Source organism: Paenibacillus sp. ACRRY, from assembly GCF_022346995.1.
GTDB lineage: Bacteria > Bacillota > Bacilli > Paenibacillales > Paenibacillaceae > Paenibacillus.
Genome location: NZ_JAKRNM010000002.1, coordinates 143,250 through 157,396 on the forward strand (window position 1 = coordinate 143,250; position 14,147 = coordinate 157,396).

Here is a 14,147-nt window from a genome sequence, read left to right on the forward strand (position 1 = left end):
GAGGCTGCGTTTGCGTAATATGCCGCTGCGCTATCAGCTGATGCTGCTCTTTTTGCTCTTTGCGATCGTTCCTTCAGTGGGACTCGGACTGCTGGTGAACTGGACTGTGGAACGGATTGTTGAAAGGCAGGTCGAGGGACACACGATGCAGCTGATCGGCAAAGTCAATGAAGCACTTGACAGCAAGATGGAGAATTTGCAAAACATGACCTATCTGATCGCGTTTGACCCGGATATCCGGGCGTTCATGGAAGGAAAAACGGAGTTTGACGGTCATACAGGAGCAGCCGTATCGAGTGGCGATTCGAATCAGTCCAAGGATCAGGATCAACTGTATGGGATCAAGCAGTATTTGCAGGGATTCACGACGTTGTATCCGGAGATTGCAGGAATTGTCCTCGCGAATGGCAACGGAGATTACATTAGCAACGAGATGTACCCGAAAACCAATCAGAGCTTGGCTCAGGAGCAATGGTACCAAGATGCGTCTCGGAATGCTGGCATTTTTACTGTTTTGGGTCAACCGAGACAGCGTAACATCACGACACATGTTCGGTATAAGGATAGTGAAATTGTGTCTGTTGCACGTTCCATTACGGATGAAACATCAGGACGAGTACTCGGTGTCATTATGATTGATCTGAAACTGCGAACCATATCTCAGGCTGCCAAGGATGTGACGCTGGGGAAATCCGGATATGTGATGGTGACCGATTCAGAAGGGCGAAGTGTCTATATGCCGGACAACCCACTCGTTGAGCAGATTCCGTCAGCGTGGTTCCCATCCGGGGATAGCGGAATATTTAACGCACAAGCGGATGGTAAGGAATTGTTATTCATGTACCAGTCATCCTCGTTTACCGGATGGAGAACTGTAGGGGTGTTCCCGGCAAGGGAATCGATAGCGGAAGTCCGCCAGATCCAGTTTTACGTCGTCAGTTTTGTGTTCGTGGTCTGTCTCTTTGGTCTGACCGCTTCCCTTCGGTTCTCCAGTTCCATTGCTCAACCGATTTTCCGCTTGATGTCTTATATGCGCAGGGCGGAAACGGGAAATCTCAGATCCGGCCGCTGGAGCGACCGGGCTGATGAAATTGGAATGCTCGGCAGAAGTTTTAACCGAATGCTGGCACAGATCCGGCAGCTCATGTCACTTAACGAACTACGGGAGCGGCAAAAGCGGGATGCTGAAATACGAAGCCTGCAGGAGCATATCAAACCTCATTTTTTATATAACACGCTGGATACGATCCATTGGATGGCACAGAGAAAAGGTGTGGACGACGTATCCGAGATGGTGGGTGCCCTGTCCAGACTGTTTCGAATCGGGCTCAGCAAAGGCAATGATTTCATTCCCTTGCAATCCGAGATTGAACATATAACCAGTTATCTGCAAATTCAGCAGACCCGTTACCGGAACCGACTTCAATGTGAGTTGGTGATACCAGAGGACCTGAAGGAGCTGTTCGTGCTTAAGCTGGTGCTGCAGCCTATTGTGGAAAATGCTATTTATCACGGGATTAAGGGTAGACGAGGTCCGGGTAAGATTCAAATTGAAGCCAAAGTACAAGATCATAAGCTGTATCTGACGGTACAGGATGATGGCGCCGGGATGTCCAGCGAGCGGCTGCAAGAGATGGCGCAGCTGCTCAGTACGCCCCTGGAAAGCATGGAAACACAGGAAGCCGGTCAGGGCGGCAAAAGCTATGGCATGCTGAATGTACAGGCACGCCTTCAGCTTTCATTTGGAGAAGAATATGGAATTAGTTTGAATAGTCGGGAAGGTGAGGGTACTTGTGTGACCATCACTCAGCCGTTGATGAAAGAACTTCCACAAACGTTGCAATTTGATACTGAGGGAAGGCGGGATAGTCAATGAAGGAAGCAATGATCCAAGCAGCTTGGACAGAAGCAGAGACGGAAAGTACGGCAGCATCGGTGGCTGCAGCCGAGACATTGCAGTCGGCCCGGCGTTACCAAGTGCTGATCGCAGATGATGAACCGATTATTCGCGAAGGCATCCGGGATGCCATTGACTGGGAAGCGCTGGGCATGGAGGTTGCCTGTGAAGCGGAGGACGGAGAGGAAGCGCTGGAGCTGGCTGTCCAGTTCGGTATGGATATCCTTCTAGTGGATATGAACATGCCATTTCTGAACGGCATTGATCTGATCCGTCGCCTTCAGGATGAGTGTCCGGATTGCCGCTGCCTCATCATCTCCGGGCATGATGAATTCGCTTATGCCCAGGAGGCTGTGCGGCTTGGCGTGGAGGATTACATTCTTAAGCCGGTAGATGCAGAGCGGCTGCACGCTGCGCTTATGCGACTGAAACAGCGCATGGATGAAGAACGTAGACGTACGGCTTATGTCAAGCAGGCTGCCGACCAGATCGAACGCAATATTCCGCTGCTGCGGCAGCGTTTTTGTCTGGAGTGGCTGGAAGGACGGGCGGAAGGAAAAGATCTGACAGAGCAGCTTGCGTTCCTGCGCCTGCCATCGGATACGCCTGTGCAGATCGGGATCGTCCGCTGGCCTGCGGCCGAAGCACGGCAGTCCCTTATGCGGGAGAATGATCGTCAATTGTTTCTTTTTGCCGTAGAGAATATTATCGGTGAACTGCTGGGAGATCTTCCCCATGTCCTGTTCCGGGACCCGAATGGATTAATTGGTTTTTGTCTCTGGCAGGAAGCTCCGGAAGAACTGGATTGCACCATCGAACAGCAAATTAGTACCTGTCTGAATATTGCTGTTCATGCTCATGTGGAGCAGAATACAGGTGCATTGGGGGAGGTGCCAACTGCTTACCGATTATGCCGTGAGCTTATCTATGGGGAAGCCCGCTTATCTCCGTTGGTGCGCAGAGCTAGGCAGATCATTCATGAAGGGTACGCGGATCGGGAACTGACACTGGAATCGCTCGCTTCCCGTCTGCAAGTATCCTCGGTATATCTCAGCCGGGTGCTTAAGAAAGAGTTGAACGATACATTCGTAACCCTGGTCACCCATGCCCGCATCCGCAAAGCAGTACAGCTGCTGGATTCAACCGCACTGCCTATCCACAGCATTGCAGAACGGGTCGGTTATGATACCCAGCACTATTTCAGCACGGCGTTCAAGAAAGTGATGGGCATTTCACCCGCACAGTATCGAAAGGATGGGGGCACAGGGCACAGTGCCTCCGCAGATCGGGTGTAGCATCACAAGACATGGCGAAGACAACAGAGTTGCTCTGCTTCTGCGAAGCGGATCAGCTCTTTTTTTGTGTCCAGATGGAACGGTATGCAAAGAAAGGGATGAGGACTCCATCTGATGATACAAAAGTTAAATTTTTATAAAAAAGGTTCAAAAGCTGCAAAGACTGTTCAAACCTGACAATGCTACGATGAGATCAGGCAGAAACAGAAGGCAATTGAAGTTCATTTCTGGATTGTAAGCGTTATCTTGTGAAACACATTCAGATCCGTATGATTCGAGGAAAGGGGAACTTGATATGAAAAAAGGAGCAGTGATGATCTGGCTTCTGGTGATGACCTTGATGTTATCGGCCTGCAATCTGGCTGAGAGCGGAACAGGCAGCAAGGAAAAAGGATATGTCGGCATCTCCATGCCAACCAAATCCTCCGAGCGCTGGGTCGGCGACGGAGAGAACATGGTCCGTTTATTTCAGGAACAGGGGTATAAAACGGATCTGCAGTATGCTGAGGACGTGGTCGAAAATCAGATTTCACAGATTGAGAACATGATCACCAAGGGAGTGGATGTGATGGTCATTGCATCCGTGGACGGCAATACACTGACGGATGTAATCAAGAAGGCTCACGATGAGGGCATTCAAGTCATATCATACGACCGACTGATCAGAAACACGCCTTATCTCACGTATTATGCGACGTTCGATAACTTCAAGGTTGGGGTGCTCCAGGCTTCATACATTGAGCAGAAGCTTGGCCTCAAGGAAGGCAAAGGCCCCTTCAACATTGAGCTGTTTGGCGGCTCGCCCGATGACAACAATGCTTATTTCTTCTTCGACGGTGCAATGTCTGTACTGAAACCCTATATCGATTCTGGCAAACTCGTGGTACGGAGCAAGCAAACCACGATGGCACAGATTGCGACCTTGCGCTGGGATGGAGCGTTGGCCCAGTCAAGGATGGATAACCTGCTCAGTGCCTATTACTCCGGTGATAACCTAGATGCAGTGTTGTCCCCGTACGACGGAATCAGCATTGGCATCATCTCGTCGCTGAAAGGCGTCGGATACGGCTCAGAGAGCAAACCTCTGCCTGTCATTACTGGACAGGACGCGGAGCTGGCCTCCATCAAATCCATTGTTGCCGGAGAGCAGACACAGACCGTATTCAAGGATACACGCAAGCTCGCGGAGCAGACGGTGGAGATGGCTAATAGCATTTTACAAGGGAAACAAGCAGAAGTAAATGATGATAAGTCATATAACAACGGAATTAAGATCATACCGGCTTACTTGCTGGATCCAATTTCCGTGGACCGGACCAATGTGGAGAAGGACATTGTCGGCACCGATTATTACACCAAAGAAGAAATTGGACTGAAATAATAATGGAAAGGAGCAAGTCCCATGACCGGAATCATATTGGAAATGAAGGGCATTACCAAAACCTTCCCTGGCGTCAAAGCACTGGAGAACGTCAATCTCAAGATCCGGGAAGGTGAAATTCATTCGCTGTGCGGTGAGAACGGTGCAGGTAAATCCACGCTGATGAAAGTGCTTAGCGGTGTATATCCACATGGAACGTACGAAGGAGATATTTTATTTCAGGGGAAAACCTGCGAGTTCAAAAGCATCAAGCAGAGCGAGGATCTGGGAATCGTTATTATCCATCAGGAGCTCGCGCTGATTCCTTACCTATCCATAGCCGAGAACATTTACCTGGGTAACGAGCGTGCCAGCAAAGGCATCATTGACTGGAAAGAAACGTTGGTCGGTACACGTGAATTGCTCTCTAAAGTGGGGTTGAGCGAAAACCCGAACACCCTTGTATCCAACATCGGTGTAGGTAAGCAGCAGCTGGTTGAAATTGCAAAAGCACTCTCCAAAAAGGTTCGTCTACTCATCCTGGATGAACCGACGGCAGCGCTGAATGAGGACGATAGTGAAAACCTGCTCCAATTAATGCTGGAGTTCAAGAAGCAGGGAATTGCGTGTATCCTGATTTCCCATAAGCTGAACGAGGTGTCCAAGGTATCGGATTCCGTCACGATTTTGAGGGATGGCAAGACCATTGAGACGCTGGACATGAGGAAGGATAACGTCACTGAGGACCGGATTATCAGTGGTATGGTGGGCCGTGATCTGACAAGCCGCTATCCGGAACGTCATGCGGATATTGGTAACATCATTTTGGAAGTGAAAGACTGGACGGTATATCACGAGCATCATGCTGATCGTAAAGTGCTGGAACGTATCAACATGAACATCCGGCGTGGTGAGATCGTCGGTATAGCTGGTCTGATGGGTGCTGGACGTACAGAGCTGGCCATGAGCATATTTGGCAAATCCTATGGACGCAACATATCGGGCCAGCTGGTCAAGGATGGCCAACCGATTCAGAACAACAGTGTAACGGAGGCGATTCAGAATGGTTTTGCCTACGTGACAGAGGATCGGAAGGAATACGGACTCATTCTTATGGATGATATCAAACGCAATATTTCACTGACAGGCCTGGGCAAGCTGACCAAAAACGCCGTTGTGAATGAACGTGAAGAAGTGCTGGTTGCCGAAGAGATGAAGAAAAGCATGAATATCAAGGCCCCAAGCATCCTTCAGAAAACCGGCAATCTGAGCGGGGGGAACCAGCAGAAAGTGGTGCTGAGCAAATGGATATTTGCGGGACCCGATATTCTCATTCTGGATGAACCGACCCGCGGAATCGATGTGGGTGCCAAATTCGAAATCTATACTATTATTCACCGGCTTGCTGCTGAGGGCAAGGGCGTGCTGGTCATCTCATCCGAGCTTCCGGAGGTTCTGGGCCTGTGTGACCGGATTTATGTCATGAATGCCGGACGCATCACGGGAGAAGTCAGCCGCGAGGAAGCAACGCAGGAAACGTTGATGAGATATATGACGAAGTCTGGAGGCGAGAAGCATGGAAATGCTAACTAAACTGTTCAAAAACAATATACGCCAATACGGCATGATTATCGCACTGGTTGTCATTATGATCTTGTTCGAGGTGCTGACAGGCGGACTCTTGCTGAAGCCGATCAATATTACGAATCTGATCCTGCAGAACAGCTACATCCTGGTGCTCGCCATCGGGATGGTACTGGTCATCATTACCGGACATATTGATCTGTCGGTCGGATCTGTTGCAGCCTTTGTCGGTGCAGTGGCGGCAATTATGATGGTCGATTGGCAGCTTCCGGCCTGGCTGGCGGTGATCGCTTCTTTGCTGGTAGGGGCGTTAATCGGGGCCTGGCAGGGCTTCTGGATCGCGTATGTGCGGATTCCCGCCTTTATCGTAACCCTTGCGGGCATGCTGCTCTTCCGCGGCTTGACGATGATTGTGCTGGAGGGCCAGTCGATCTCTCCTTTTCCGGGCGGATTCCAAAAGATTAGCTCCGGATTCCTGCCTGATATCCAATTCTCAGGTTTCGGTCTCATCTCGATCCTTGTAGGGATTGCACTTACAATCTGGTATATCGTAAATGAACTGCGGGAACGCCGCTCCCAGCGGAAGTATGGTTTCGCGGTGGTGTCGCAGGGACTGTTCCTGCTCAAGCTGATTGTGGTAGCTGCGGTGACGAACCTGTTCACCTTCGTACTCGCAAGTTACGCCGGGATTCCAAATATACTGATCCTGCTGTTTGTACTGATCGTTGTTTACTCCTTCGTCATGAACCGCACTGTAATGGGACGTCATGTGTATGCACTTGGTGGAAATGAAAAGGCCGCAGGACTATCCGGAGTCAAAACCAAAAAAGTAACGTTCTGGGTATTTGTAAACATGGGTGTGCTCGCTGCTATATCCGGTCTCATCTTCGCTGCTCGTCTGAATGCGGCTACCCCAAGAGCGGGTACCAACTTCGAGCTTGATGCGATTGCTGCCTGCTTCATCGGTGGAGCTTCAGCTTCCGGAGGTATTGGAACTGTGTTTGGAGCGATCATCGGCGGCTTGGTTATGGGGGTACTGAATAACGGGATGTCTCTCATTGGACTGGGCATTGACTGGCAGCAGGGAATTAAAGGTCTGGTGCTTCTGCTTGCCGTAGCCTTCGATATCTATAACAAAAATAAGAGATCGGCATAGAACGATAGAGGAATGTCTTCTCGTTCGTATATTGGAAATGCATGAACAGACCCGCTATCCTTCATAGTGGGTCTGTTTTACGTGTGTCAGGCACAGCCGTTTTTACATGAGTGCATCCAGAAACCGGGTTGCGATCCCGAAATAAATAAACAGCGACAATATATCGTTCAGCGTAGTGATCAAGGGTCCGGAGGCAACGGCGGGATCAACCTTGAAGCGACTTAGCAATAGAGGGATACATGTACCTGTCAATGTGCCGATAACGAGTGTGAAGAAGAGGGACACGCCGATAATTGCGCCCAGCAGCCAGTCCCCCTGCCAGAAATAGGCGATAACCGTAATCATCACTCCGCATACGAGTCCAATCAGGGTACCTACCTTGATTTCCCGGCCGATTAAGGCCAGTACGGTGGACTTGTCGAGCTTGCGTCCAATAAGACCCCGGACGACGACAGCCAGAGACTGCGTTCCCGTATTTCCGGTCATACCGGCGATCATGGGCATGAAAAAAGCGAGAGCAACCACCTGATTCAGCGTATCCTCGAAGAAGTCCACAATGCTGCCTGAGATGAGTCCGATGAATAGTAACAGGATGAGCCAGGGGAGCCTGCGTTTGACCGCCACGAGTGGCTTGGTATCAAAATCAATATCCTTGCCGCCGCCACCCATCTTCGCAAGGTCTTCACTGGCTTCATGCATGATGATATCAATGACATCATCCATCTGAATGACACCACAGAGTCTGTGGTTCTCATCAACAACGGGTAAGGCGATAAATTCATAACGCTGCAGCAGCTGCGCAGCTTCTTCCTGGTCCATGTCCACAGTCGCATAGATGACGCGCTTGGTCATCAGGTCCTCTACCCGGGTCTTGTCACCCGCCTGAAGCAGGGATCGGTGACTGACCACTCCAACGAGTTTGCCTTCATCATCGGTAACGTACAGATAGCTCGCAGCCGGTATAGGCGGAGTGCCCTGGGATTCCCTTATCGCTTCCTTTGCAGTCTCATGCGCCAGAAGAGTGCGGTAACGGTCGGTCATGATCCGGCCAGCCGTCTCCGGCGGATAGTTCAGCACGGAGCGGATAATGGCAGAATGGTCGAGATGCATGTTCGACAACAGATGTTCCCTGCGTTTGGCAGGCAAATCATGCAGGAACTTGATCAGATCACTCTTGTCCATCTGCTGCATGACCTCAAGCGTACGTTCCGGCCCTAGCTGTTCGAACAGCTTAATCTGGTCATGAAGCTTGAGCGATTCCGCCATGTCGGCGAGAACATCAGGCTTGAACAGCAGCAGCAGCCGCTTCGTTTCCTGTTCGGGAAACTTTTTGTAGATGAGCGTAAGATCGTAGGGATGAAGCTCTTTTATCGTTTTATAAAATTCGGGGAGGTCTTGGGTTTGTACATATTGAACCAGCAGCTCGGTAATTTCATCGATTGAATTATTCTTAGGCGATTGAGGTCCGTTCTTGTTCATATCAAGACTCCTTTCTAGAGGCGGGGCTCCGTATTTTTAAACGCAATGAAAGCGGGGTAAACAGCAGATTGTATGAGTGAAGCATGGACAGAGCTATTGAAATCTTGCTCAACCATTCGGAACAGGCTTACAAATAGGCGCTGCGGAGATATACTGGTTGTACAAGTAACTGATGAGGAGGACTTACACTCGTGGAAACAGAGATCAGAACACAGCTGCTCAGTCTGGCCGAACCGGAGTACCAAAAATTCTCGGCTGCATTGATTCCCAATATTACGAATCTGATGGGTGTTCGATTGCCTGCGATACGAAAGATGGCGAAAAAGCTCGCCGCAGGGGACTGGCGTGCGTACCTGGAAACGGCTGACGATGAATACTTCGAAGAAGTGATGCTGCAGGCCATGGTTATTGGTCATGTCCAGGCGGATCTGGATGAATGGCTGGAGCATGTCGCTGCTTTTGTTCCCAAGATTGATAACTGGTCGATATGTGATAGCTTCTGCGCCGGATTAAAATATACGAGGGTACATGCGGAATCCGTGTGGAATTTCCTGCAACCCTATCTGAAATCAGATCAGGAATACGAGATACGTTTTGGCGTGGTTATGCTATTGAACTTTTATCTGGATGAGACATATATCGATCGGGTTCTGTTCTCATTGGATCAGATTAAGCATGAAGCGTACTATGTGAAAATGGCGGTAGCCTGGGCAATATCGATGGCCTATGTGAAGCAGCCGGAAGTGACGATGCAATATTTGAAGAACAATACGCTCGATGATTTCACCTATAATAAAGCTCTGCAGAAAATAACGGAGTCCTATCGCGTGGATCCGGAGACCAAGCAGATGATTCGCAGCATGAAACGGAAAATCAAGAGATCTGTTCGTGTTTAGCAGAGGAGCCCTCTTTATATAGAAAGAAACGAAATGAAATGAAATATTCAATGGGGAGGAGAGTGGATACATGCGAAAAAAGATCATATGGTCTGCCTTGGATTGGGACGGAAGTCCGTGGGTGCTGATCGCTACGGAACTGGGGATCTGTCGTATTGTCATGCCAAGTGAAACGCTGGAGGGCTGGAGCAGCTGGATTACCCGTATTGCTCCGGGAGTGGAGCCGGTAGAAGATGAACAAGCCATAAAGGAAACAGGCATGGTGGACTGGCTGCAGGCTTACTTTGCAGGGGAGCAGACTCGTTATACGGACGAGATTCCACTTGATCTGATTGGCACAGCATTCCAGCAGCAGGTGTGGAAAGAGCTGGGGCGTGTCCCTTATGGTGAAATTCGCACATACGGCGACATTGCGGCTGCAATCGGCAGACCTACGGCGGTTCGTGCCGTTGGGGCTGCGAACGGTGCGAATCCCATTCCCCTTCTGTTACCATGTCACCGCATTATCGGTGCCAACCGCAAGCTGACCGGATTCCGCGGAGGCTTGGAGTTGAAGCGCAGACTGCTGGACTTAGAGCGGATTGAAGGCGTGACGGATGGCGGGCATGAGAGGTTTCATTTTTGAAGAAGAGCGGTAGTTTAGGAGGGTGAATAGGGTGCAGGCACTTAGTTGTGCCTGTTTTTGCGTTCTCTGATTATCGTTCCGAGCGTCTGTGGAATAACTAGAACAAGTAGGAGGATCACCGTGTACGAACCCCAATGAACTTCTGAAAGGGACGTTCCGGTTACTGAATAATACAGCATCATAAAAAGTGTGATTGCGATTGCACTTGCAAGGATATGAAGCCATTTATTCATGTTGAGTGCACACCTTTCCGTTAGTCAGATCCAAACGATCATCGTATGGAAAACCAACGTTTTACATATTTTTGCCTCGTTCACCCCTATGGTACCATAGAGCACAGATGATCGATACCGTGCACGGCACACTTCGTGGAAAGAGGGATGACATGTTAAATCAGGCATATTGGTTGACCAACGTAATGTTGGAGCAAGGTTATGTTACGGAAGAGGGCCAGGTAACGGGAACACAGACGAAGAAGGCCCATCTCCGAGTGGAGAACGGAATCATTACTGAGATTAAGGATGAGGGAGCGGAACTTCAGACAGATTTACCTCAATATGATGGTAAAGGGCAGCTGCTGCTGCCTTCGTTCGAAGAAGCACATATCCACCTGGATAAGACGTATTACGATGGACCTTGGAAAGCTGTAAGGCGCATATCCAGCATTTTCGAACGGATTGAAGAAGAAAAAGCGCTGCTGCCCAAGCTGCTGCCGGATGCGAAACGTCAAGCGGAGAGTATCCTTCACCTGATTCAGGGCTATGGGGCCACTCATGTACGCAGCCATTGTAACATTGAGCCTGTCAGCGGGTTGAAACGACTTGAGGCGACCAGACAGGCACTGGAAACTTTCTCGGGCAAACTCTCTTCAGAAATTGTGGCATTTCCGCAGCACGGGCTGCTTCGCTCCAATTCGGTGGAGCTGATGCGTCAAGCCATGGAAGAAGGAGCTACGATCGTGGGCGGACTTGATCCTCATACAGTGGACGAGCATATCGAGAAATCGCTGCATGCCATGGTAGATCTGGCTGTGCAGCATCAGGCAGGGATTGATATCCATCTGCATGATCGCAACGAGCCGGGCAAGCAAACGCTGCAGCGACTCGCTGATCTGACGGAAGAGTCAGGGCTTCAAGGTAAGGTCACGGTGAGTCATGCGTTCTGGTTCGCTCAAGCGGAGCCGCAGGAGGCAGAGGATATGGCGAAGCGCATGGCCTCTCTCGGCATGAGCGTAGCTTCAACGGTACCCATGGGCAAAATGGTCATGCCCCTTCCGATGCTGCATCGCGTGGGGGTCAACGTGAAGCTGGCCACAGACAGCCTGACCGATCATTGGTCACCTTTTGGCAGCGGGGATCAGCTGGAGAAAGCGGGGCGCTTCGCCGAATTGTATGGATACAATGATGAACGTTCGTTGTCCCAGTCGCTTGGATTCATCACGGGTGGAGTTACACCGCTGGATTCGGAAGGAAAACAAGTCTGGCCTAAAGTAGGCGATGCGGCGAGCTTTGTATTGGTTCAGGCAAGTTGCTCAGCGGAAGCTGTTGCCCGTAAATCTGCCCGGCAGGCGGTATGGTACAAGGGGCAAATGATGAGTGGAACTGTATAAGGGAAATGCAGAAATCAAGTGAAGCCACGGGTAACCGTGGTTTTTTTGTGATGTTAAAAGAAAATACACCTCTAAGGAAAGAGGAATAATTTATTCGCATATACCATGATTTGGGTTATGATGGATTTAGTTTTCCAGATGTAGATGTATTGGATAAATTGTAGGACAGGCTCGTTCAAGGATACATATGGATTATGGTAAAACGATGATAAATGATTAAGGGGAGGTCCTCATGTCAGTAGAGAACATCACGCTAAGGTTGATAACGAAAGAAAACGAATTGGAATGCATGAACCTTAAACCACGGGATGAGCAAATGAACCTGGTCGCTACGAATTCGGATTCGCTCATGCATGCTATCAAGGAGACCACTTCCAAGCCATACGGAATCTATGCGGAGGATCAGATGGTGGGTTTCATTCTATTTGATAATGAAATGTATAGTGACGGGTATTACTGGATTTTGCGATTGATGATTGATGAGAGATACCAAGGAAGAGGCTATGCCAAACAAGCTATAAGAGAAGTGATCAATAAACTAAAAAGCATTGGTGATTGCCAACAGATCAGGGTGTCTCATGTACCTCATAACGTTGTGGCTAACACGCTATATAAAGCTTCTGGATTCCTGGACACAGGCGAAGTTGAAGACAATGGAGATATTATATTGAGTTATCACCTGAATTAATTATTTTAGAAAATAAGGAGCGTGAGCGTGATGATTAGGGAAGCAGAGCCAAGAGATGCGCAGGCTATAGAACGTTTGTATAAAGAATTGTTACCGGGCAACTTGAATACAAAAGTGTTGGGAGAACGTATTGAGGAGATTCAAACTAATCCCAACAGTTTCTTGCTCGTGTGTGAAATCGATCAAAAGGTCATTGGTACAGCGCACTTACATATTTGCCTGGATGCCTTAGTAGAGGATAGACCGTTTGGAGTGGTCGAACGTGTCATCATTACAGAAAATGTACAGGGTAAGGGATACGGTTCAGAACTGATGGAGCATATCGAAAATATATGTATACAGAAAAATGGTGTGAAAATATTTCTAACCAGTGGAACATCCAGAAGCGAGGCACATCATTTTTATGAAAAACTAGGTTACGATGGAGAGTCTAGCAAAGCATTTAAGAAATACCTATAGATGAAGAACCAAGTGAGCAAACAAATCTAATCGAAACGAAATGAGGTCATAGAGCGATGAGTAGCCCAAAGCAAGATGTTGAACTGCAGATTGTATATGAAGACCATGAGGAAGACTACAAAGCCATTTGTGATCATTTGTATAACTACAATGTAAGAGAAACGAAAGGGTTATTAAAGAAGCCAGGCAAAAGCATCAATCTATTTCTGAGGGACAAGGAAGGCAGAGCTGTAGGTGGAATCTTCTGTGCTACATACTGTGAGACGTTATATATTGATAACTTTTGGATCGACGAGGAATATAGAAATCAGGGGAGTGGGAAGTCTCTCATCTTACAAGCGGAAAGCATAGCCTCAAGTATGGGGTGCAAACTTGCTCACACCAGCACGTTTTCCTACCAGGCTCCAGAGTTCTATCAGAAGATGGGCTATGAAGTGTTTGGGGTCATCGATGAATATCCAGAGGGCATCGTTCAGTATTTTCTGAAGAAAAGGCTGTAGACTTTTTAGAAATGTAACAACTATTACAAATGGAAAAGCGTTATTAATAATATGAGAAATTTTGGAATGGTAGAAGAGTAGAAAAGGTACAACGTGTATAACTTTCGATCAAAAGTATAAAAGCAAGGAAGGAGTGGTGCAGCTTGAAAAATGCAACTATAATTTTGGCGGTATTGGGCATTTTGCTCAGCGGGGGTTACTTGAAGTCTTCTGTCTATACTGGATTAATGGCTAATGATATTTATGATATAGAGGCTTCCGAGCTGGAGTTTCTAAATGAATTCAAGGGCTCAGCTGACAATTGGGCAGCAAACCTTATATCTCTCCAAAAAATAGGCGAAGACAATCATAAAAGACAACTGGTTTTCAAATATATTGGAGATGATACGAAGCTGTATGGAGAAATTAAATACAGTTACGATACCACTGCTGGATCGGGAAGTGGAACAACATCTGCCAATCAGAATGCAGAGGACGTATATTTTGTTGGCTATATAACAAGTAATGGAGCAATTCCGCAAGCAGATTCTAGTGTGAGTTTTCGCATAGAATGGAACGGTCAAACCGAAGAATTCGATCTTAAAGTAAGGTGAACAAAA

14 protein-coding genes are annotated in these 14,147 nt (G+C 48.5%); 12 read left to right on the forward strand and 2 right to left on the reverse strand.

All coding sequences use genetic code 11. The annotated features are described in order from the left end of the window. Positions 1-19: 19 nt before the first annotated feature. The 5 genes from MH144_RS09860 (at position 20) to mmsB (ending at position 7,292) form a co-directional block, all read left to right on the forward strand. Positions 20-1,876 carry a cache domain-containing sensor histidine kinase gene (locus tag MH144_RS09860; protein WP_481857352.1) on the forward strand — a complete coding sequence of 619 codons (1,857 nt, stop codon included), beginning with the start codon at positions 20-22 and terminating at the stop codon, positions 1,874-1,876. Then, a complete protein-coding gene (locus MH144_RS09865; protein WP_481857345.1) occupies positions 1,873-3,192 on the forward strand; it encodes a response regulator in 1,320 nt (439 codons plus the stop codon). The genes MH144_RS09860 and MH144_RS09865 overlap by 4 nt, the downstream gene beginning before the upstream one ends. A gap of 295 nt (positions 3,193-3,487) precedes the next feature. After that, entirely contained in the window at positions 3,488-4,573 is a 1,086-nt protein-coding gene (gene chvE / locus MH144_RS09870; protein ID WP_275440052.1) for a multiple monosaccharide ABC transporter substrate-binding protein, read from the forward strand. A gap of 21 nt (positions 4,574-4,594) precedes the next feature. After that, positions 4,595-6,145: a multiple monosaccharide ABC transporter ATP-binding protein gene (mmsA, locus tag MH144_RS09875; RefSeq protein WP_239299444.1), complete on the forward strand. Its 1,551-nt coding sequence runs from the start codon at positions 4,595-4,597 to the stop codon at positions 6,143-6,145. After that, entirely contained in the window at positions 6,129-7,292 is a 1,164-nt protein-coding gene (gene mmsB, locus MH144_RS09880; protein ID WP_239299446.1) for a multiple monosaccharide ABC transporter permease, read from the forward strand. Before mmsA ends, mmsB begins: the two co-directional genes overlap by 17 nt. Before the next feature lie 102 nt (positions 7,293-7,394). Here the strand turns inward: mmsB and mgtE are convergent, their stop codons facing one another. Continuing rightward, positions 7,395-8,771 (reverse strand): magnesium transporter, encoded by a 1,377-nt coding sequence (gene mgtE / locus MH144_RS09885; protein WP_239299447.1) that lies wholly within the window; start codon positions 8,769-8,771, stop codon positions 7,395-7,397. 191 nt (positions 8,772-8,962) lie between these two features. Between mgtE and MH144_RS09890 the strand changes: the two genes are divergently transcribed. Together MH144_RS09890 and MH144_RS09895 are read left to right on the forward strand one after the other, a co-directional pair. Further along, positions 8,963-9,667, forward strand: a complete 705-nt coding sequence (locus MH144_RS09890; protein WP_239299449.1) for a DNA alkylation repair protein — start codon at positions 8,963-8,965, stop codon at positions 9,665-9,667. A 70-nt stretch (positions 9,668-9,737) separates the two neighbouring features. Next, on the forward strand, positions 9,738-10,292 hold the full coding sequence (locus MH144_RS09895; protein ID WP_239299451.1) for a methylated-DNA--[protein]-cysteine S-methyltransferase: 555 nt from the start codon (positions 9,738-9,740) through the stop codon (positions 10,290-10,292). 41 nt (positions 10,293-10,333) lie between these two features. Here the strand turns inward: MH144_RS09895 and MH144_RS09900 are convergent, their stop codons facing one another. Beyond that, a complete protein-coding gene (locus MH144_RS09900; protein ID WP_141236694.1) occupies positions 10,334-10,525 on the reverse strand; it encodes a hypothetical protein in 192 nt (63 codons plus the stop codon). 152 nt (positions 10,526-10,677) lie between these two features. Between MH144_RS09900 and MH144_RS09905 the strand changes: the two genes are divergently transcribed. The 5 genes from MH144_RS09905 (at position 10,678) to MH144_RS09925 (ending at position 14,141) form a co-directional block, all read left to right on the forward strand. Continuing rightward, entirely contained in the window at positions 10,678-11,901 is a 1,224-nt protein-coding gene (locus MH144_RS09905; RefSeq protein ID WP_239299453.1) for an amidohydrolase family protein, read from the forward strand. Positions 11,902-12,133: 232 nt separating this feature from the next. After that, complete coding sequence (locus tag MH144_RS09910) at positions 12,134-12,589, forward strand: GNAT family N-acetyltransferase (protein WP_239299455.1); 456 nt, start codon at positions 12,134-12,136, stop codon at positions 12,587-12,589. Between the two features lie 30 nt (positions 12,590-12,619). Beyond that, complete coding sequence (locus MH144_RS09915; RefSeq protein ID WP_239299457.1) at positions 12,620-13,048, forward strand: GNAT family N-acetyltransferase; 429 nt, start codon at positions 12,620-12,622, stop codon at positions 13,046-13,048. 56 nt (positions 13,049-13,104) lie between these two features. Continuing rightward, positions 13,105-13,548 carry a GNAT family N-acetyltransferase gene (locus MH144_RS09920; protein ID WP_239299459.1) on the forward strand — a complete coding sequence of 148 codons (444 nt, stop codon included), beginning with the start codon at positions 13,105-13,107 and terminating at the stop codon, positions 13,546-13,548. Positions 13,549-13,691: 143 nt separating this feature from the next. Continuing rightward, entirely contained in the window at positions 13,692-14,141 is a 450-nt protein-coding gene (locus tag MH144_RS09925) for a hypothetical protein (RefSeq protein ID WP_239299461.1), read from the forward strand. The last annotated feature ends 6 nt before the right edge of the window (positions 14,142-14,147 follow it).